A 20,104-nucleotide genomic window follows, 5' to 3' on the forward strand; every position below is an offset into this window, starting at 1 on the left:
TTTCCGAGGGCGTTCACTATCGGCAGCCCGTTCAGCACGAAGGCCGTTTCCGGCCACGGAGGCTCCCGTGACGACCACTCCCACGCCCCCGGGTCTGGCCCGGTTCAACGCTCTGGAGGAGCGCGAGGCCCTCGCCGCCCTCCACGAGGCGTGCGCCTCCGCCGAGTGGGGCCGGCGCATCAGCGCCGCCCGCCCGTACGCCACCACCGACGACCTGTACGCCGCCAGCGACGCCGCCATGGCCGAGCTGAGCGGCGAGGACCTCGCGGAGGCGATGGCGGGACACCCGCCGATCGGGCGCCCCAAGCCGGGCGACCGGACCTCCGCCCGCGAGCAGCGCGGCATGGCCGGCGCCTCGGACGACCTCAGGGCCGAGATGCTCGACCTCAACCTGGCCTACCAGGAGAAGTTCGGCCACGTCTTCCTGATCTGCGCCACCGGCCGGACCGGTGAGCAGATGCGCGACGCGGTCAAGGAGCGCATCGGTAACGCGCCGGAGCAGGAACGGGAGATCGTCCGCACCGAGCTGGGCAAGATCAACCGTATCCGCCTGGCCCGACTCGTCGAAGAGGACGCCTGACACCATGAGCACCAGCACCACCGCCTCCGTGTCCACGCACATCCTGGACACCTCGGCCGGCCGCCCCGCCGAGGGCGTCGCCGTCCAGCTCTCCGCCCGCAGCGGCAGGAGCGCGGACTGGCAGGCGCTCGGCGGCTCCGCGACCGACGCGGACGGGCGGTGCAAGGACCTGCCGGCGCTGCCGGAGGGAACCACCCACGTACGGCTCGACTTCGCCGTCGAGTCGTACTTCGAAGAGAAGACCGCGAACCAGCAAGCCGATGCGTTGCAGGACGCCCCCGCGAATCGGGACAGCGGACGCGGCGTGTTCTTCCCGGAGGTGGCGATCACGTTCGCCGTCGTGCCGGGCGAGCATTACCACGTGCCGCTGCTGCTCAACCCGTTCGGCTACTCCGTTTACCGAGGGAGCTAGCTCATGCCGACCATCCTGGGACAGAACCAGTACGGCAAGGCCGAGAACCGAGTCGTCAAGATCACGCGGGACGGCGCCACCCACCACATCAAGGACCTCAACGTCTCCGTCGCGCTGAGCGGCGACATGGAGGAGGTCCACTACTCCGGCTCCAACGCCAACGTCCTGCCGACCGACACCACCAAGAACACGGTGTTCGCGTTCGCCAAGGAGCACGGCATCGAGTCCGCCGAGCAGTTCGGCATCCACCTCGCCCGCCACTTCGTCACCTCGCAGGAGCCGATCCAGCGCGCCCGGATCCGGATCGAGGAGTACGCCTGGGAGCGGATCGGGACCTCGGACGCCAACTCGAAGTTCATCGGCGCCGACGACGTCAAGCACTCCTTCGTGCGCAAGGGCCAGGAGGTCCGCGTCTCCCAGATCACCTACGACGGTGAGAAGTGGGAGGTCATCTCCGGCCTGAAGGACCTGACCGTGATGAACTCGACCAACTCCGAGTTCTGGGGCTACGTCAAGGACAAGTACACCACCTTGCAGGAGGCGTACGACCGGATCCTCGCGACCTCGGTCTCCGGCCGCTGGCGCTTCAACTGGACCGACGACGAGCAGAAGATGCCCAACTGGGAGAAGTCCTACGAGCAGGTGAAGAAGCACATGCTCCACGCCTTCGCCGAGACCTACTCGCTCTCCCTGCAGCAGACGATGTACCAGATGGGCTCGCGCATCATCAACAACCGCAGCGAGATCGACGAGGTCCGCTTCTCGCTGCCGAACAAGCACCACTTCCTGGTGGACCTGGAGCCGTTCGGGCTCAAGAACGATACCGCCGACGGGGCCGTCTACTTCGCCGCCGACCGCCCCTACGGCCTCATCGAGGCCACCATCCTGCGGGACGGCTGTGAGGCCCGTATCCCGGTCGACATGACCAACCTCTGACGCGGGACGCGTGCCCCCGGCCCGGCCACCTGACGGCCGGGGGCCCGCCACACCGGAGGGAACGAAATGGCTCAGCCTGCGAAGGGGCCCGACACAGCCCCGTGTTCCACCCCACCGGTGCACACCGAGGACACCGCCATGTCCGTGCACCCGGTGGACGAGAAGCTCCACCCCACGCGGCTCGTCCCCGCCGCACTCCAGCACATCGCCGCCATGTACGCGGGCGTGGTCACTCCTCCGCTCATCATCGGCCAGGCCTGCGGGCTCGACATCGCGGCCCGCACCCGGCTGATCGCCGCGAGCCTGATCGTCGCGGGCGTCGCGACCCTCCTGCAGACCCTCGGTGTCAAGGGCCTCGTCGGCAACCGGCTGCCCTTCGTCAACGCCGCCTCCTCGGCCGGCATCGCCCCGATCCTCGCGATCGCCGAGACCAACGCCAAGGGGCACCAACTCCCCGCCGTCTACGGCGCGGTGATGGTCGCCGGCGTCTTCTGCCTCGCTGTCGGCCCGTTCTTCGGACGGCTGCTGCGCTTCTTCCCGCCGCTCGTCACCGGCGTCGTCATCACCCTGATCGGCGTCACCCTGATGCCCGTCCCGGTGAGCTGGGCGCAGGGCGGTGACAAGACCGCCCCCGACTTCGGCGCCATGAGCCACCTCGCGCTCGCCGGGTTCACCCTCGGCGTCATCCTGCTGATCCAGCGCTTCGGCCGCGGCTTCGTCAAGCAGGTCGCCCTCCTGTTCGGACTGCTCATCGGCACGCTGGCGGCGATCCCGTTCGGCCTGGCCGACTTCAGCGCCCTGAAGTCCGCGCCGGTCGCCGCACTGCCGGCACCGTTCGCCTTCGGCGCCCCCGAGTTCCAGCCCGCGGCCGTCCTGTCGCTGTGCATCGTGATGCTGGTCCTGATGACCGAGTCCAGCGCCGGCATGCTCGCCCTCGGCGAGATCTGCGAGCGCCGCACCGACGCGCGGACCCTCACCCGCGGCCTGCGCACCGACGGCATCGCCACCCTGCTCGGCCCGGTCTTCGGCGGCTTCCCCACCTCCGCCTTCGCACAGAACGTCGGCGTCGTCTCGCTGACCCGGGTGCGCAGCCGCTACGTCGTCGCCGTGGCCGGCGGCGCCCTGCTGGTCCTCGGCGCCTTCCCGGTGCTCGGCGCCGTCGTCTCCCTGGTGCCGATGCCGGTCCTCGGCGGCGCGGGCATCGTCCTGTTCGGCTCGATCGCGGTCAGCGGCATCCGTACGCTGTCGGAGGCGGGCCTCGACGACAGCTCCAACATCGTCCTGGTCGCCGTCGCGCTCGGCGCTGGCATCATCCCGCTGGCCGCGCCGACCTTCTACGCCGACTTCCCGGCCTGGGCGCAGACCGTGCTCGGCTCCGGCATCAGCGCGGGCGCCCTGGTCGCCGTCCTGCTCAATCTGTTCTTCCATCATCTCGGCACCCGGAGCGGCGGACCCGCCCCGGCACTCAAATCCTCCTAGGGTCCTGCCGTGCCCTCCCCGTGGACACCCCACCGTTCACGGGCCGCCACTGAAATCCGCCACTGAAAGACAGGGAAGCACCATGGCACCATCGGCAGCCCAGCGCATCGTCATCGAGAACTGCGCGATCGCGACCGTGGACGCGGGTGACACCGAGTACGCCTCCGGGTACCTCGTCCTCGCCGGCAACCGGATCGAGTCGGTCGGCGCGGGCCGGGCCCCCGCAGGCCTGGAGAACGTGGTGCGCCGGATCGACGCGAGCGGCCATCTCGCCACGCCCGGCCTGGTCAACACCCACCACCACTTCTACCAGTGGATCACCCGGGGCCTGGCCACCGACCACAACCTGTTCAACTGGCTCGTCGCCCTCTACCCCACCTGGGCGCGCATCGACGAGCGGATGACGTACGCCGCCGCGCAGGGCTCCCTCGCCATGATGGCCCGCGGCGGTGTCACCACCGCCATGGACCACCACTACGTCTTCCCGCACGGCTCCGGCGACCTGTCCGGGTCGATCATCCGGGCCGCCGCCGAGATGGGCGTCCGCTTCACGCTGGCCCGGGGCTCGATGGACCGCAGCGTGAAGGACGGCGGCCTGCCGCCGGACTTCGCCGTCGAGACGCTGGAGGGTGCGCTCGCCGCCACCGAGGAGACCGTCAAGCAGCACCACGACGCCTCCTTCGACGCCATGACCCAGGTGGCCGTCGCCCCCTGCTCGCCGTTCTCCGTCTCCACCGAACTCCTTCGCCAGGGTGCCGAGTTGGCCCGCCGTCTCGGCGTACGCCTGCACACCCACGGCTCGGAGACCGTGGAGGAGGAGAAGTTCTGCCACGAGCTGTTCGGCATGGGCCCGACCGACTACTTCGAGTCCACCGGCTGGCTCGGCGAGGACGTGTGGATGGCCCACTGCGTCCACATGAACGACTCCGACATCGCCGCCTTCGCCCGCACGGGGACCGGTGTCGCCCACTGCCCGTCCTCCAACGCCCGCCTCGCCGCCGGGATCGCCCGGGTCCCGGACATGCTCGCGGCCGGCGTCCCGGTCGGCCTCGGCGTCGACGGCACCGCGTCCAACGAGTCCGGCGAGCTGCACACCGAACTGCGCAACGCCCTGCTGATCAACCGCCTCGGCACCCACCGCGAGGCCGCGCTGAACGCCCGCCAGGCGTTGCGGCTCGGCACCCACGGCGGCGCCCGGGTGCTCGGCCGCGCCGACCAGATCGGCTCGCTGGAGCCGGGCAAGCTGGCCGACGTGGTGCTGTGGAGGATGGACACCCTCGCCCACGCCTCCATCGCCGACCCGGTCACCGCGCTGGTCTTCGGCGCGGCGGCCCCGGTCACCGCGTCCTTCGTCAACGGCGAGCAGATCGTGGACAACGGCCGCCTGGTCACCGTAGACGAGGACGCCATCGCCCGCTCCACCCGCGAGGAGGCCCAGCGCCTCGCCCGGATCGCCGCCCAGGGCTGATCCCCTTCGGACTCCGGCCAGGAGGGACGGCTCCCGGCCGGGCCCGTGAACCCGAGCGGGGTTCACGGAAGCCGTTCCGGTGCGGGTGCGGACGCACCCGCACCGGAACGGTCACCCACCCCCCACTGTTCACCCCCGTCACGGTCCCGCACGACCACACGCACCACCTCCCTGAAACCCACGTCGACGACGACGTGTTAACCGCCCGGAGGAGCCGCCGTGGCCGCCCAATCCGCCGCCCATCCCGTCGACGAGAAACTCCCCGCCCTGAAAATGGCGACCAGTGGCCTGCAGCACGTGGCCGCCATGTACGCGGGGGTCGTCGCACCTCCCCTGATCGTCGGTGCGGCCGTAGGCCTGTCCGGCGCCGACCTCACCTTCCTCACCGGGGCCTGCCTGTTCACGGCGGGGCTCGCCACCTTCCTCCAGACGCTCGGCTTCTGGAAGATCGGCGCCCGGCTGCCCTTCGTCAACGGCGTCACCTTCGCCGGAGTCGCCCCGATGACCGCCATCGCCGTCTCCGCCAAGGACAGGTCCGACGCCCTGCCGATGATCTTCGGCGCGGTCATCGTCGCCGGTCTCCTCGGCTTCCTCGCCGCCCCCTTCTTCAGCAAGGCCGTCCGCTTCTTCCCGCCCGTCGTCACCGGCTCGGTCATCACTCTGATCGGTGTCTCCCTGCTGCCCGTCGCCTTCGGCTGGGCCCAGGGCCCGAACCCGGCCGCGCACGACTACGGCTCGACGACCTACCTCACCCTCGCTGGCATCACCCTGCTGCTCGTCCTGCTCCTGCGCCGCTTCACCCGGGGATTCGTCAAACAGATCGCGGTCCTGCTCGGCCTGGTCCTCGGCACGCTCATCGCGATACCGTTCGGCGTCACCGACTTCACCCCCGTCACCAAGGCGGCCGTCGTCGGCTTCCCGACCCCGTTCCACTTCGGCGCCCCCACCTTCCACCTCGCGGCCATCCTGTCGATGTGCGTGGTGATGGTCGTCTCCATGACCGAGTCCACCGCCGACATGCTGGCCCTCGGCGAGATCGTCGAGCGCCCCTCCGACGAGAAGGTCATCGCGGCCGGCCTGCGCGCCGACACCCTCGGCTCCGCGCTCAGCCCGTTCTTCAACGGCTTCATGTGCAGCGCGTTCGCGCAGAACATCGGCCTCGTCGCCATGACGCGGATCCGCAGCCGCTTCGTGGTCGCGGTGGGCGGCGGCTTCCTGGTCCTGATGGGCCTGTGCCCGATGGCCGCCTCGCTGATCGCCGTCGTACCCCGCCCCGTCCTCGGCGGCGCCGGCGTCGTCCTGTTCGGCTCGGTCGCCGCGAGCGGCATCCAGACCCTGGTCCGGGCCGGCCTGGAGAAGGACAACAACGTCCTGATCGTCGCCGTCTCCCTCGCCGTCGGCATCATCCCGATCACCGCTCCCGGCTTCTACCACGCCTTCCCCGAGACCGCGAGGATCGTCCTGGACTCGGGCATCTCCACCGGCTGCGTCACGGCGGTGATCCTCAACCTCCTCTTCAACCACCTCGGCAAGGGCAGCGAGGCCGAGGACGTCACCCACCCGATGGAGGCGGGAGCGGAACTCAGCCCCGCGCACTGACAGGCGCCGCGCTCGTCCTCACCCACGCGCCTGGCAGGGCGTCAGGGACGGCAGCCGGCCGGTGAAGTACGAGCGCGGCGGCACCCCCATCAGGGCGCGGAAGTCGGACGTCATGTGCGACTGGTCGAAGTAACCGGTGACGGCGGCGAGCTGGGACCAGGGGGCGTCGCCGGCCCGGGTGACGATCGTGCGGACACGGTCGATGCGGGTGTAGTGCTTGGGGGAGACCCCGACCCCCTCGGTGAACAGCTTGCGCAACTGCCGCTCGCTGACCGCGAGTTCCCGGGCCGCCTCACCCACCCGCGCCGGCGTCCGGTCCGGCCGGACCGACAGCGCGTCGACCCCCGCCCGCAGCAGCGCCGTACGGGCGGGGTCGGCGGCGTCCGACAGCGGTCCGGGCAGCGTCCCGGCGAGCCGCGGCAGCGGATCGTGCGGGTCCAGCCCGCGCAGCGCGGCCGCGAGCCGCCGCGGCATCGCTCCCGGCAACTCCTCCAACGGCACGGCCCGGCCGGCCAGTTCGGCCGCGGCGACCCCGAGCAGCGGCCGGGTCGTGCCCGGCGCCAGGCGCAGCTCGACACACTGCAGGCGGGTCTTGCCCTCGTGGTAGGAGGCCCGCACCCGCGGCCCGACGGCGAGCACGTCGCGGCGCCCGCCCGCGGTCACCCGCAGCACCACCTTGGTGACCGCGGCGGGCAGCCGCACGAAGGGCTCCTCGGTGCGCTCGGCATCGGACAGGGACAGCGTGCGCACCCCGGAGAGCCAGGGGCGCAGCACCTCGGGCACGGTGAGGACCCGCACGGCGACGGCGTTCGGCATCACTCCACCGTACGCGCGCCGCACCCGTTCGCGGGCGGGCGAACCGTGCCGGAATTTCCAAGAGAACGGCGCCCCGCGCGGCTCATCGTGGACCGCATGATTCTGGTGACGGGTGCCACGGGCACCACCGGCAGTGAGGTCGTACGACAGCTCACCGCGCGCGGCGAGGAGGTCCGCGCCCTGACCCGCGACCCGGGACGGGCCCAGCTGCCCGCCGGGGTGGAGACGGTCCGCGGGGACTACGCCGACCCCGGCTCCCTCGCGGTGGCGATGGCCGGGGCGCGGGCCGCGTACCTGGTGTGCCCGCCCGGTCCCGGTGCCGGCCAGGACACGGCGCTGGTGGCGGCGGCCCGCGCGGCCGGGGTGCGGCGGCTGGTGAAGCTCTCCGCCATCGGCACCGACGACTCCGCGGCCGGTCCCTCCGCCGCCTGGCACGGCGAGGGGGAGCGGGCCGTCCGGGAGAGCGGCGCCGAATGGACCGTCCTGCGGCCGTCGTCGTTCGCCACGAACACGCTGGCCTGGGCCCAGTCCGTCCGGCGGGGCGAGCCGGTGCCGAACATGACCGCCGACGGGGCGTCCGGCGTGATCGACCCGCGCGACATCGCCGAGGTGGCGGTGCGGGCCCTGCTGGAGGACGCGCACCACGGGCGGACGTACACCCTGACCGGACCGGCGGCGATCAGCGTCCCGGACCAGGCCGCCGCCCTCGCCGCGGTCCTCGGCCGCCCGGTCGCCACCCGCGACCTGACGCCGGACGAGACGGCCGAATTCCTGCGCACCGCCTGGGGGATCGACGACACGCGGCTGGCGGGCGTGCTGACCGGTGTCGCCTACCTGCGCGACGGCCGCAACGCGATCGTCACCGAGGACGTGCCCGAGGTGCTGGGCCGGCCCGCCCGGACCTTCCGGGAGTGGGCCGAGGACCACAAGGCGGCCTTCGGCACGGACTGAACGGTACGGCCCGGCGGCTACAGGCCGAACAGGGCGAGGTCCGTCGTCAGTTCCTTGAACACCGTGCGCGGGTCGGCCACCAGCTTGCGCTCCGTGAGATCCAGCAGCCCGCCCACCGCGCTGACCTCGGCCGCCAGAGTGCCGTCGGTCTTGCGGACCTCCTGCACGATCCGGAAGGTCTTGCCGCCGCTCCACTCGAACGCGCAGGTCACGTCGACCTCGTCGCCGGCGAGCAGTTCGTGCCGGAAGCGGATGGTCGTCTCCAGCGCCACCGGGCCCACCCCCCGGCCCACGAGCCGGGCCTGGCTGATCCCGGCCGCCTGGAGCAGCGACCAGCGGGCGTGCTCCGCGTAGTTGAGGTACACGGACTGGTTGAGGTGCCCCTGCGTGTCGGTCTCGTAGCCACGGACGGTCACACGGACGGAAAACGGTTCGGCCACTGCCTGCCCTTCCTCGCGGTCACAGTTGCGGTCGGTCGATCCTGGCACGCCGCTCACACCCGGCGCGGCGAGGCCAGCAGATACCGGGTCCCGGTCCGCGGCTCGGTGTACTCGCCCGGCTGCCAGCCCGCGCGCTCCAGCGTGGCCGCGCAGGCCGCCAGGGCCTGGGCGTCCGGCGCGTACACGGCGACGGCCTCCGGCTGCGGGGTCGCCCGCACCCGGTAGCCGTCCGCCTGTCCGCCCGCCGGACGGTGCCCGGCCGCCTCCAGAGCGAGCGCCGCGGCCCGCACGAGATGGGCCCGCTCCCAGTCGCACGGCCGGTCCACCGCGCCGTCGGCGTTGGTCATCCGGCGCAGCTCCAGCAGCCCCTGCCACGCGCTGTGCACCTCCCGCGCCCGCTCCGGCCCCGCCCCGGCCGCCTCGTCCGGGCTGCCGACCCGTGCCGCGAACACCCCCGTGCCGGCGGCCGGTTGCCCGACCGGTTCAGCAGCCGGCGTCTCGTGCGCCGCCTCCCGTATCCGATGCCCCGCCGGGGTCAGGAAGTGCTCGTGCGGCGGCCGCGGATGGCGGAACACGAGCCCGCGCCTCACCAGCGCCGCGAGCTGTGCCTCCGTCCCCCGCACCCGCCCCGTGACCGGGTCGGCCCCGTCGATCACCCGCCGCTGCGCGGCACTCGGCGCTCGGGTCACAGCCGTCCTCCTTCCCTGTGCGTGCAGGGTACGGCGCGGCTCTGACAGCGGGCCCCGGCCCGCCGCCCGCTACTCCCGCGGGCGGATGTTCCACCCCGCCACCACCGGCCGGCCGTGCTCCGAGCCCAGCCGGCACAGTGTGCCCGTCGCCAGCTGGAAGAGGGCGCCCTGCCGGGGCGGCAGGCCCAGGCGGCGGGCGGTGAGGACGCGCAGGAAGTGACCGTGGGCGATCAGGACGACGGCCCCCTCGGTGTCGCACAGCGCGGCGTCGGCCCTGGCCAGCATCCGGTCGGCGCGCTCGCCCACCTGCTCCGGGGTCTCGCCCGGGTGCTCCGGCGGCCCCGGCGCGACCCCGTCCGTGAACAGGAACCAGCCGGGCCGGGTCCGCTGGATCTCCACGGTGGTCACGCCCTCGTAGCCGCCGTAGTCCCATTCGCGCAGGTCGGTGTCCACCCGGGCGTCGGGGACGCCGATGAGTTCGGCGGTCTCCCGGGCCCGCTGGAGGGGGCTGACGAAGGCCGCGCCGATCCGGTGCGAGCGGAGCAGCGGAGCCAGCCGGCGTGCCTCCTCCCGGCCGTGCTCGGTGAGGGGTACGTCGGTCCAGCCGGTGTGCCGTCCGGAGCGCGACCACTCGGTCTCGCCGTGCCGGACGAGAAAGAGGTCACTCACGCGCGCGCCCTTCCCGCTCTCCTGCCAGCACGGTGGCACAGCAGGACCGCCGTACGCAGGACGGACTGCGCCAGACGGCCCCTCGCCGCGTCAGCCGCCGGAGCGGACCAGGGTGTTCTCCGTGCCGAGCGCCTTGGCGGTGGTGTCGGCGTACAGCGTGGTCTCGCCGTCGGACCAGCGCACGATCAGGTCGTCGGCCCTGTGGTCGGCCGTCATGTCCCCGGTGGTCATGACCTGTGCGTGGGTCCATGTGCCGTTCGGGCCGAGCACCCGGGAGCGGGTGCCGGGCCCGGCGGCCGAGGTGCCCGAGTAGGCGTCCAGCGCGCCGTCCGGCCAGCGCACCAGGAAGCCCGCGGAGGCGCCGAGACTCCCTCCGCTCAGCAGGGCGGCCTTGGTCCAGGTGCCGTTCGCCTTCAGCAGCTGCCGGGCGGGGCCGAAGGTACCGCTGCCGACACCCGTGTAGAGGGTCAGCCGGCCGTCGGACCAGCGCACCAGCAGGTCGCTCGCGCCCTTGCCGCCGTCGAACTGCCCGGACGTGATCTGCACGGCGTTCTGCCAGGCGGAGCGGGGCGGCGCCATCCGTACCTCCCGGCCCAGGCCGGCGGCACCCACGGCCGGGTACAGCGTGGCCTCGCCGTCGGACCAGCGCACCAGGAGGTCGGCGCGGCCGTCGCCGGTGAAGTCCCCGCCGGTGACGGTGCGGGCGTGCGTCCAGGTGGAGTTGGCCTTCAGCAGCCGCCGCTCGGATCCGAACCCGCCCTTGCCGTCCCCGGGATGCAGGGTGATCCCGCCGTCGGACCAGACGGTCAGCAGGTCGCCCAGGCGGTCGCCGGTGTAGTCGCCGGAGGCCAGCAGCGCGGCCCCGCGCCAGCGGGCGCCGCCGCCGGGCAGCGGGTCCCGGAGCCCCTGGTACGGCGGCAGGTCGGCGCGCAGGTCCTGGTTGGCGACCGCGGCGTCGAGCAGGCGTGCGGCATCGTCGCCGAACGCCGGGGCGTAGCTGACGTAGTCGACGTTCGCGTCGTTGCCGCCGCCGTTGTAGCCGCCGAGGTTGCCGATGACGTGTCCGGTGCGCGCGTTGTCGGCGTAGTCGGTGATCCACGGGCTGCCGGACACCCCGCCGAAGTAGCCGCCGCAGGTCATCGACATCTGCCGGAAGCCGGGCAACTGGGTGGTCGGCACGGTGCACTTGACGGCCTGTCCGGCGCTGTTGTGCCCGTAGGAGGGGTAGCCGACCACGGTCACGTTCCGGTTCGCGTACCCGGGCGCCCGGGTGAAGGTCAGTCCGCCGCCGACCGCGTCCTGAAGGCTCTGGCCGCGCTGGTTCGCCGAGACCCGGGCGAATGCGGTGTCCAGGTCGGAGGCGGGCTTCTTGGTGGTCGTCGACCCCTTGTCGGGCACGTACCGCGGGTCGGTGAACACGTGCTGGATGTGGAAGATGCCGTACGGCTGCTGGTCGGGGCCGGCGCCCTTCACGAACTGCGGGACGAAGACGTAGTCGCCGCGCATGCTCAGTGCGCAGTGGGCCGCCGTGAGGACGATGCCGCGCGTCGCGGTGTCCATCACGCTGCCGGTGCAGTGCCAGGTGGTGCCGCCGGGCCCGTCGGACCCGAAGAACGTCCCGACCAGGGGCGATCCCGGGAACAGCGTGCCCTGCGGCCGGCCCGCCGCCGCGGCCGCCGCCCCCGGCCCGGTCGGGGCCGTGCGGACGTCGTCCAGCGGCGGGGCGTCGGCCATGCGTCGCGCGGTCCAGAACCGGGCGGCGTCCCGGGCCTCGCGCCCGGCGGCGGGTCCGGGCGCGGGCGGCGGCGTCACGCTGTCGGCCCGCGCCGCGGGAACCGGGCCCCCGACGGCCGCGAGGCATACGACGGCGACGGCCGCCCGGCGTGCGCGGTACGAGAACAATGGTGCTCCCCCTGGCCCTGGGGCCTGTTCGGTCCGGATCGGGGCGAGCGGCGGTGCGGCGCTGGTCGGGCGCGCGGGAGCTCCCCCGGGTCATGCCGGGTGATCTTCCCATGAACCCCCTGGTTTCGCACGGACGTACGGCAGGGGTCGCGCCGCGGCCCCGCCGCGCCGGGCTGCCGCCGCTGTCCGCCCGGGCTACTGCCGGTACCCGGCGAGGAACCGTCCGATGCGTCCGATCGCCGCCTCCAGGTCCTCCGCGTACGGCAGGGTGAGGATGCGGAAGTGGTCGGGGGAGGGCCAGTTGAAGCCGGTGCCCTGGACCACCTGGATCTTCTCGCGCAGCAGCAGGTCCAGGACGAACTTCTCGTCGTCGTGGATCCTGTGCACCTTGGGGTCGAGGCGGGCGAAGGCGTACAGCGCGCCCTTGGGCTTCACGCAGGACACGCCGGGGATCTCGTTGAGCTTCTCCCAGGCCACGTTCCGCTGCTCGTACAGCCGTCCGCCGGGCCGGGTCAGTTCGTGGATGGACTGGCGGCCGCCGAGCGCGGCCTGGATGGCGTACTGCGCGGGCGCGTTGGCGCACAGCCGCATGGAGGCCAGCATCGTCAGGCCCTCCAGGTAGTCCTTCGCGTGCTGCCGGGGGCCGGTGACGACCAGCCAGCCCGAGCGGAAGCCCGCCACCCGGTACGTCTTGGACAGGCCGCAGAAGGTGAGGACGACCAGGTCGGGGGCGAGGGCCGCGGCCGAGTGGTGGACGGCGTCGTCGTACAGGATCTGGTCGTAGATCTCGTCGGCGAACACCATCAGGCCGTGCCGGCGGGCGAGGTCGAGGATGCCCTCGACGACCTCCCTGGGGTAGACCGCGCCGGTCGGGTTGTTCGGGTTGATGATCACGACGGCCTTCGTGCGGTCCGTGATCTTGGCGGCCATGTCGGCCAGGTCCGGGTTCCAGTCGGCCTGTTCGTCGCACAGGTAGTGGACCGCCGTGCCGCCGGCCAGGGTCGTGGCGGCCGTCCACAGCGGGAAGTCCGGGGCGGGGATCAGGATCTCGTCGCCGTCCTCGACCAGCGCGGTCACGGCCATGGAGACCAGCTCCGAGACGCCGTTGCCGAGGAAGACGTCGTCGACGCCCACGTCCAGGCCCAGGTTCTGGTAGCGCTGGGCGACCGACCGGCGGGCGGAGAGGATGCCGCGCGAGTCGCTGTAGCCGTGCGCCTGCGGCAGCATCCGGATCATGTCCTGGAGGATCTCCTCGGGCGCCTCGAAGCCGAAGGCCGCGGGGTTGCCGGTGTTCAGGCGCAGCACGCTGTGGCCCGCCTCCTCCAGCGCGTTGGCGTGCTCGATCACCGGGCCGCGGATCTCGTAGCAGACCTCGCTGAGCTTGTTCGACTGCCGGAACTCCATGCGCCCCTCCGGAAACTCGTGATGCTTGGTTTTACCAAGTAGGAGCTTGGAAAGTCCAACATCTTGTCTAGACTGCGTCGCATGTCACCTCGCCGAAGCTACGACCAGTACTGCTCCGCGGCCCGTGCGCTCGACCTCGTCGGCGACCGCTGGACCCTGCTGGTCGTCCGGGAGCTGCTGGCCGGCCCCCGCCGCTACACGGACCTGCACGCGGACCTGCCCGGCGTCAGCACGGACGTACTCGCCTCCCGGCTGAAGGACATGGAGCAGAGCGGCCTCGCCACCCGCCGCCGGCTCCCCCCGCCCGGCGCGGCCTCGGTGTACGAACTCACCGAGCGCGGACGGGAGTTGCTGCCGGTGCTCCAGGCGCTCAGCGGCTGGGGCGCGGCCGAGCTGGGGGAGCGGCGTCCGACGGACGCGGTGCGCGCGCACTGGTTCGCCCTGCCGCTGCTGCGGTCCCTGCGGGAGGCGGGCGCCGGTGAGGGGATCGTCGAAGTCGGCCTGGAGGAGGGCGAGTTCCATCTGCGGGTGGGTGTGCGGGAGGGGCCGGTGTACGGCGACGGTCCCGCCCCCGCCGGGGCCGACGCGCGCCTGGTGATGGACGCGGCGACCTGCGAGGCCGTGGCGCGCGGGGCGACGGGCCTGCCGGAGGCGGTGCGGGCGGGGCGGGTGGCGGTGACCGGCGAGGGCACGCTCGCGAAGACGCTGCGGGAGGCGTGAGAAGCGTGGAGGGCCTGCCGAACCGGCAGGCCCTCAGGTCCTCCAGGGGGATCGGGCCGGTAGGGCTCAGACGCCCGGCGGCACCCGGGACGGCCGTCCCGAACCCCGGGTCAGCGCGTAGCCGCCGATGCCGGCCAGAGCCGCGAGCACGGCCCCGATCCCGGTCCACACCCAGCGGTCGGACCACCAGCCGGAGGACCAGCCGTCGTTCTTCCCGAAGCTGGAGAGCACCGCGGTCTTCGCACCGTCCGTCTTCTCCCCGGACGTGACGGCGATCCCCGGCACCAGCGGCCTGCCCAGCGAGCCGTCCACGGCTCCGGCACCGCCGATGTCCTTGGAGTCGACGCGCACCTCGGCGCTCACCGGCTGGCCGAGGTCGGTGGCGCCCAGGTCCACCACGGTGAGCCGGACGTAGTACGTGCCCGGCAGCGGGTCGTTCGCCGACGGCTCGGCCCAGCCGCGCACCGTGCGCAGCACACAGGCCAGTTCGACCTGGGAGGCGTCCTGCGCGGCGGTGCGGGGGTCGGCGCCGTACTGGCACGCCTGCCGGCGCCGCAGCCCGTCGTACACGTCGAGCTGCCAGGTCTGCGCGCCGTGCGCCTGCGGCAGCTTCACGGTCGCCTTCACGGTGGGCCGCTGGCCGACGTCCGCCGGGAACGACCAGTACAGGTAGTCACCGGTCGAACCGGACGCGGTGGCCGGCTGACCCTGCTTCATCTCCGTCGCCGTACGGAACGAGGTGCCCGCCTGCGTGGGGGCCGAGCCGTCGGGCGACGCCGTCGGCGAGGGGCTCGGCGAGGAGTCGGCGGCGGCCGGACCGGCGGCCAGTCCCAGCGCCAGCAGCGCGGCGCTCAACACACGTGTGGCACGCATCAGTTCGTCCTCCAGACCGCGACCCGCCAGCGCGACAGCCAGCCCCACAGCAGACCGGCCGCGAAACCGATCACCACGAGCGCGCCGAGCAGCCACCAGCCGCGCCCGAGGCCGAAGGAGGCCACGTCGTGATGGCCGGACGGCCCGTCCACGACGTCGACGGTCAGCTCCAGCGGCAGACCGGGGGTCGTCTTGACGCCCGCGGCGGCCGAGAAGGAGTGGCTGACCTGGAGACACACGGTCTCCGCGGGCGCGTTGTCGTCGTCGCTCGCCGGCTTCGGATAGCGCAGCCCGGTGGAGACGACGTCCGTACGGCCGGTGCCGGCGGCCTCGCCGCGCACGATCTCCCGGCCGCTCTGCGTGACCGCCCGCAGCAGCACCCCGTAACCGGGGTTCACGGCGCGGTCGTCGGCCACGCTCACCGAGGCGCGCAGCTCCTGGCCGGGCTCGACGGAGACCTTGTACCAGCGCTGCTGCCCGAACGCGGCGCGGTCCGTGAACAGCCCGGACTTCAGCTGCGGCGCGTCCGTGCACTGCCCGGCGCCCTCGGTGGCCACCGGCGTCACCACCGGATCGGCGGCCCGGTGGACCAACTGCCCGACCCGGCCGCTCAGTTCCTCCTTGTGCCGTACGTCGGTGTAGGTGCCGCCGGTCGCGTCCGCGATGCAGCTGAGCTGGTCGCGGGTCCTGGCGTCCGGTACCAGGCCGAGGGTGTCGATGGTCATGCCGACGCCCTTGGCCGCTATCTCGCGGGCCACCTCGCACGGGTCGAGCGGCTGGCAGGTGTCCTCGCCGTCGGTGATCAGGACGATGCGGCGGGTTCCGCTGCCGCCGTTCAGGTCGTCCGCCGCCTTCAGCAGCGCGGGCCCGATCGGCGTCCAGCCGGTCGGCTGGAGCGTGGCCACCGCGGTCTTCGCGTCGGTCCGGTTCAGCGCGCCGACCGGGTAGAGCTGCGCGGTGTCCTTGCAGCCCTCCTGGCGGTCGTTGCCGCGGTAGTTGGCGCCCAGCGTGCGGATGCCGAGCTGGACCTCCTGCGGGGTCGCGTCCAGCACCTCGTCGAACGCCTGCTTCGCGGCGGCCATCCGGGAGCCGCCGTCGATGTCCTGTGTCCGCATCGAACCGCTGACGTCCAGCACGAGTTCGACCTTCGGCGCACTCGGCTGCGTCTCGTCGGCTTCAGCCGCGCCGGGGAACGCCATCCCGGCCGCCAGGGCGGCGAGGAGAGCACAGACTCCCGCCGCCAGCCGTTGTCTTCTGATCATCGCCGGATCCTATTGATCACACGCGCCGGTCTCCAAAACGAGCGGGTCGGGCAGCGCCGTCCACTGGTCGCCCGGGGTCCGCGGGGACAGCCGCATCAGCGTCAACGCCTTGGCGGGAACGGGGCCTTCGCGCAGGGCGGACAGGTCGTCACCGGCCGGGAGAGCGGGGAACGCGGCGGTCAGGGCCGCCGCGAGGGGCGCGGCCGAGCCCGCCGTGGCGGCCAGGGCGCCCGCCACCAGGGAGCCGAACAGCTTGCGGCGCAGGGCGGTTTCGTCGTCCGTGACGAGGCGTCCGGTGAGCGGGGGCGGGGTGAGCCCGTGGGCGGTGAGGCGGGCGGGGCTGATCCGGATGTCGGCCAGGTCGCGGTAGACCAGCCGCCGGGGGGCGCCGTCGGGCCCGAGGACCGCCAGCAGGTTCTGGCCGTGTGCCTCCAGGGCCACCCCGAGGCCGAGGACGCGCAGGCCCACCGTGAGCGCCAGGCGGGCGAACGCGGCCAGCCAGCCGGGGGAGTCGGGCAGACCGGTCGCGGGCAGGGCGGCCACCGGAACGACCCGCTCTCCGGGGCCCGCGTACCTCTCGGGCGACTCCCGCAGCAGTGCCGCGAGGTCGGGCGAGCCGGCCGTGACCGCGCCCAGCGTGCGGGTGATGTGCAGCAGACCCCCGGTGTGCGCGGTCAGTTGGTCGGCGAGATCGCCCAGGGGCGCGGCGGAGCGGACCGAGTACGCCGAGATGTCCCGCACCGAGGAGGTGATCCGGGCACTGAGCGCGGTCTTCACGTGCGGACCGCCGCCGGGCAGCGCGAGGGTGCGCAGCGAGAGCAGGGGACGCGCCGGCCGCCAGGGCGCGCTCGCACGGCCGAGGACGTGCTCCGACTGCCAGGGGTGTACGGGAACCAGCAGCCGCTCCCCCTCCCGGAGCTCCTGCGGCCACGCGCCGCTCACCTCGCACGCGTCCGCCGGTACCGCCACCGTGCCCAGCTCCACCACCGGGCGGTGCTCCGGGCCGTACGCCAGTTGCTCCGCGACCGAGAACCCGGGCCGGGAGCGGCAGTTGGGGTGGTACGGATGCCCGTCGGTCACCCGCTGCTCCCACTCCCAGTCGTGTTCCGGCCACTCCTTCGGGTGATCCGCGTCGGCCCGGGACAGCGCCAACGAGGCCACGCTGTGGGCCAGTTCGGCGGCGAAGGCGTCGGCGTGCGACACCCCGAGCGCGGTCATCAGGGCCGCCGGGTCGGCGTACCGGTCCCGGTCGAGGCGGACGCCGGTGACGTAGGCGCTCGTGGCGTACGGATCCGCGTGCGGCCCATGCAGCGTCCGGCCGTCGGCGAGCCGCAGGGCCAGGCTGTGCGCCCCGCGCGTCCGGCCCGTGATCCACGGCAGCGGCTCATGGGCCAGCGCCCGCCACAGCCGGGTCAGCACGGCGGCGCGGGCACCCGGCAGTTCCGCCCGGTACCGGGGCAGCAGGGCGGGCCGTACGACGGCCAGTTCCTCGGCGATCCCGGCCTCGGCGGCGGGGGGTCGGTGCACGGTCGGCTCCTCGGGGAGGCGGGACGCGAGTCGCGGGCTCGGGCTCGGGCTCGGGGCACGATTGTGCGGGACGACGGACATACTGATCACGACCGGCTCCCGTACACATCCCACATCCTTGTACGCGGGCCCCCTTCACGGGACCGACGAGACGGACATCCCGGGCCGGTCCCGCCGCCCCGTCGCCCGGCCGGACAATGGACGGACGGTCGCGGTGTCCGGTCCCGGCCTTCCGGCCCCGGACAGGAACGACCGGCCCCCTCGGACATGGAACGAATGGATCGCGTGGACCTCACACCCCCCTCCGGTGCCGTCGGCTCCCTCGCCGACGCGTACGCGGCCGCGCCCCTGCTCAACTGCCTGCTGCGCGAGGTCGCCGAGCCGCTCTCGCCCCCGGATCCCGGTGCGCGGCCGGTGTACCGGCTGCCGAGCGGGCGGCTGTTGCGCGTGCGCGCCGGGCGGCGGCCCGCCGGGCCCGAGGTGTGGGCCGACGGCGCCTGGCGTCCCGTCGGGCACACCGAGCTGGTCAAGCTGGTCGCCGAGGAGCTGCGCCCACACACCGGGCTGACCGGCGGTGACCTGCCCGCCGAGATGGTCGACAGCCGGGACGCGGTCGCCGCGATCCTCGCCGCCCGCGCCGTCGCGACCCCGCCCGCCGACCCCTATCTGCGCTCCGAGCAGTCCCTGATCACCGGTCACCCCCACCACCCGGCCCCCAAGGCGCGCGGCGGCGGCCCGGTCGCGTCCTGGCTGCCCTACGCCCCCGAGGCGCACGCCCGCTTCCCGCTCGTGCTGCTCGCCGTCCGCGAGGACCAGGTGGCCGAGGAGGGCGACACCCGCGCCCTGGACGCTCTCGGCACCGCCCCGCCCGGCTACCGGCTGCTGCCCGCCCACCCCTGGCAGCTCGACCTCGTCGCCCGCGACCTCGCCCCGGCCTTCGCCGACGGCCGCCTGCTCCGGCTCGGCACCACCGCCTTCGACACCTGGCCGACGGCGGCCATCCGCACGGTCTACGAGCCCCGCCGTGATCTGTTCCTGAAGTTCTCCCTGGACGTCCGCATCACCAACGACATCCGCCGGCTGTGGCGCCACGACCTGCGCCGGATGTGCCGCACGGACACGGCCGCCCGGCACGCCTTCGCGGCCGTGGGCCGGCCCGCGGCCTGGCTGAGCGACCGCGGCTACCGCACCGCCGCCTTCGCCTTCGAGGAACTGGCGGTCCTCGTCCGCGACGGACTGCGCGACCACCTGCCGCCCGGCGCCATCCCGCTGCTCGCGGCCGGGCTCGCCGAGGGCTTCGACGGCAGCCCGCTGGCCGCCGCGGCGGACCCGGCCGCCTGGTGGCAGGCGTATCTGGGCCAGGTCGTGCCGCCCGCCCTCACCGCCTTCGACGCGCACGGCGTCGTCGTCGAGGCCCACCTCCAGAACACCCTCGTCGCCGTGGACGCGGCCGGGCTTCCCGTGGCCGCGCTGTTCCGGGACGCCGAGGGCGTCAAACTGCTGCCGGACGTGACCCGGGCCGCGGGCTGGGAACGGCTGGTGTACTGCCTGGTGGTCAACCACCTCACCGAGATCGCCGCGGCCCTCGCCGAGCACCATCCCGGCCTCGACCCCTGGCCCGCCGTCCGCCGCGAGCTCGCCCGGCACGACCTGCCGGAGATCCCCGCCCTGCTCGCCTCGCCCACCCTGCCCGGCAAGACCAACCTGCTGCTGCGCTGGACCGGCGCGAACGGCGCCGACGCCCGCTACCTGCCGCTGCCGAACCCGCTGCGCGGGACGTGAACGCGGGGACTTGCCACGGGGACCTGACCGTTGGGACTCGGCTGCCGGGACCTGATGACCGGGACCTGATGACCGGGACCTGATCGCCGGGGGCTTGACCGCTGGGACCTGAGTGCCGGGGTTCGACTGCCGGGCTTGACCGCTGGACCTGACTCCCGGGACGTGACCGCTGGAACTTGACCGTCGGGCCCCGGACACCCGGTTCTCCGTCCGGCTCCGGCCCGCCGCGCCCAGCCTGCTGCCCGCCTCCGGCTGCCCGACTGCCGCCCGCTGCCTGCCGTTCGCCCTCGGTCTGCTCCGCGCCTGCGGCCCGCCGCCCCAGACCGGCCGCACGCCTGCGGCCCGCTGCCTGTCGTTCGCCTCCGGCCCGCTGCCCTGCGGTCCGCCGCCTGTTCCCCGATTCGCCGCCTGCCGCTCGCCCTCGGCCCTCGCCCCGATTCGCCCGCCGTCCCCCCGGCCGCCGCTTGCCGTTCGCCCTCGGCCTGCCGGCCTGCCGGCCCGCCACCCCGACCCGCCCGCCGCCTACCGCCCGCCTCCGCCCCGCCACCCCGCCACCGCGAAACGCCGCTCGCCCCCTCCGACCCCTCGCCTGCCT

General features: G+C 73.5%; 18 protein-coding genes. 9 read left to right on the forward strand and 9 right to left on the reverse strand.

Annotated features, from left to right (window positions below):
- Window positions 1-67 precede the first annotated feature (67 nt).
- From uraD to BIV23_RS35935, 6 genes are all read left to right on the forward strand, one after another.
- Window positions 68-580 (forward strand): 2-oxo-4-hydroxy-4-carboxy-5-ureidoimidazoline decarboxylase, encoded by a 513-nt coding sequence (gene uraD / locus BIV23_RS35910; protein ID WP_071385150.1) that lies wholly within the window; start codon window positions 68-70, stop codon window positions 578-580.
- A 4-nt stretch (window positions 581-584) separates the two neighbouring features.
- Entirely contained in the window at window positions 585-992 is a 408-nt protein-coding gene (gene uraH / locus BIV23_RS35915; protein ID WP_071385151.1) for a hydroxyisourate hydrolase, read from the forward strand.
- A gap of 3 nt (window positions 993-995) precedes the next feature.
- On the forward strand, window positions 996-1,928 hold the full coding sequence (gene pucL / locus BIV23_RS35920) for a factor-independent urate hydroxylase (protein ID WP_071385152.1): 933 nt from the start codon (window positions 996-998) through the stop codon (window positions 1,926-1,928).
- Between the two features lie 66 nt (window positions 1,929-1,994).
- Window positions 1,995-3,407, forward strand: coding sequence for a nucleobase:cation symporter-2 family protein (locus BIV23_RS35925; protein ID WP_071385153.1), 1,413 nt, complete (start codon window positions 1,995-1,997; stop codon window positions 3,405-3,407).
- A gap of 82 nt (window positions 3,408-3,489) precedes the next feature.
- Window positions 3,490-4,875 carry an 8-oxoguanine deaminase gene (locus tag BIV23_RS35930; RefSeq protein ID WP_071385154.1) on the forward strand — a complete coding sequence of 462 codons (1,386 nt, stop codon included), beginning with the start codon at window positions 3,490-3,492 and terminating at the stop codon, window positions 4,873-4,875.
- 219 nt (window positions 4,876-5,094) lie between these two features.
- Window positions 5,095-6,474: a nucleobase:cation symporter-2 family protein gene (locus BIV23_RS35935; RefSeq protein WP_281250195.1), complete on the forward strand. Its 1,380-nt coding sequence runs from the start codon at window positions 5,095-5,097 to the stop codon at window positions 6,472-6,474.
- An 18-nt stretch (window positions 6,475-6,492) separates the two neighbouring features.
- On the opposite strand, the gene BIV23_RS35940 is transcribed toward BIV23_RS35935, so the two are convergent.
- Complete coding sequence (locus BIV23_RS35940; protein ID WP_071385155.1) at window positions 6,493-7,290, reverse strand: AraC family transcriptional regulator; 798 nt, start codon at window positions 7,288-7,290, stop codon at window positions 6,493-6,495.
- Between the two features lie 96 nt (window positions 7,291-7,386).
- Between BIV23_RS35940 and BIV23_RS35945 the strand changes: the two genes are divergently transcribed.
- Window positions 7,387-8,241 (forward strand): NAD(P)H-binding protein, encoded by an 855-nt coding sequence (locus BIV23_RS35945; RefSeq protein WP_071385169.1) that lies wholly within the window; start codon window positions 7,387-7,389, stop codon window positions 8,239-8,241.
- Between the two features lie 17 nt (window positions 8,242-8,258).
- Here the strand turns inward: BIV23_RS35945 and BIV23_RS35950 are convergent, their stop codons facing one another.
- The 5 genes from BIV23_RS35950 to BIV23_RS35970 all read right to left on the reverse strand — a co-directional run bounded on the left by BIV23_RS35950 (window position 8,259) and on the right by BIV23_RS35970 (window position 13,345).
- Window positions 8,259-8,681 (reverse strand): acyl-CoA thioesterase, encoded by a 423-nt coding sequence (locus tag BIV23_RS35950; RefSeq protein WP_071385156.1) that lies wholly within the window; start codon window positions 8,679-8,681, stop codon window positions 8,259-8,261.
- Between the two features lie 53 nt (window positions 8,682-8,734).
- Window positions 8,735-9,370: a hypothetical protein gene (locus tag BIV23_RS35955; protein WP_071385157.1), complete on the reverse strand. Its 636-nt coding sequence runs from the start codon at window positions 9,368-9,370 to the stop codon at window positions 8,735-8,737.
- 69 nt (window positions 9,371-9,439) lie between these two features.
- Window positions 9,440-10,039: a histidine phosphatase family protein gene (locus tag BIV23_RS35960; RefSeq protein WP_071385158.1), complete on the reverse strand. Its 600-nt coding sequence runs from the start codon at window positions 10,037-10,039 to the stop codon at window positions 9,440-9,442.
- Between the two features lie 90 nt (window positions 10,040-10,129).
- Window positions 10,130-11,941, reverse strand: a complete 1,812-nt coding sequence (locus BIV23_RS35965) for an FG-GAP-like repeat-containing protein (RefSeq protein ID WP_245790817.1) — start codon at window positions 11,939-11,941, stop codon at window positions 10,130-10,132.
- A gap of 195 nt (window positions 11,942-12,136) precedes the next feature.
- Window positions 12,137-13,345 carry a pyridoxal phosphate-dependent aminotransferase gene (locus BIV23_RS35970; RefSeq protein WP_071385159.1) on the reverse strand — a complete coding sequence of 403 codons (1,209 nt, stop codon included), beginning with the start codon at window positions 13,343-13,345 and terminating at the stop codon, window positions 12,137-12,139.
- 81 nt (window positions 13,346-13,426) lie between these two features.
- Between BIV23_RS35970 and BIV23_RS35975 the strand changes: the two genes are divergently transcribed.
- Window positions 13,427-14,065: a winged helix-turn-helix transcriptional regulator gene (locus BIV23_RS35975; RefSeq protein ID WP_071385160.1), complete on the forward strand. Its 639-nt coding sequence runs from the start codon at window positions 13,427-13,429 to the stop codon at window positions 14,063-14,065.
- 66 nt (window positions 14,066-14,131) lie between these two features.
- Here the strand turns inward: BIV23_RS35975 and BIV23_RS35980 are convergent, their stop codons facing one another.
- From BIV23_RS35980 to BIV23_RS35990, 3 genes are read right to left on the reverse strand one after another with little or no spacing between them, the layout of a single operon-like run.
- The gene (locus tag BIV23_RS35980) at window positions 14,132-14,938 is read right to left on the reverse strand and encodes a hypothetical protein (RefSeq protein WP_071385171.1); all 807 of its coding nucleotides are present in this window, start codon (window positions 14,936-14,938) and stop codon (window positions 14,132-14,134) included.
- Window positions 14,938-16,200 carry a VWA domain-containing protein gene (locus BIV23_RS35985; protein ID WP_071385161.1) on the reverse strand — a complete coding sequence of 421 codons (1,263 nt, stop codon included), beginning with the start codon at window positions 16,198-16,200 and terminating at the stop codon, window positions 14,938-14,940. The genes BIV23_RS35980 and BIV23_RS35985 overlap by 1 nt, the downstream gene beginning before the upstream one ends.
- Window positions 16,201-16,209: 9 nt before the next feature.
- Window positions 16,210-17,727 (reverse strand): IucA/IucC family protein, encoded by a 1,518-nt coding sequence (locus BIV23_RS35990; RefSeq protein ID WP_071385162.1) that lies wholly within the window; start codon window positions 17,725-17,727, stop codon window positions 16,210-16,212.
- Window positions 17,728-18,003: 276 nt separating this feature from the next.
- Here BIV23_RS35990 and BIV23_RS35995 point away from each other — a divergent pair, with 276 nt between their 5' ends.
- On the forward strand, window positions 18,004-19,509 hold the full coding sequence (locus tag BIV23_RS35995; protein WP_071385163.1) for an IucA/IucC family protein: 1,506 nt from the start codon (window positions 18,004-18,006) through the stop codon (window positions 19,507-19,509).
- Window positions 19,510-20,104 lie beyond the last annotated feature (595 nt).

The organism is Streptomyces monashensis (assembly GCF_001866665.1).
GTDB lineage: Bacteria > Actinomycetota > Actinomycetes > Streptomycetales > Streptomycetaceae > Streptomyces > Streptomyces monashensis.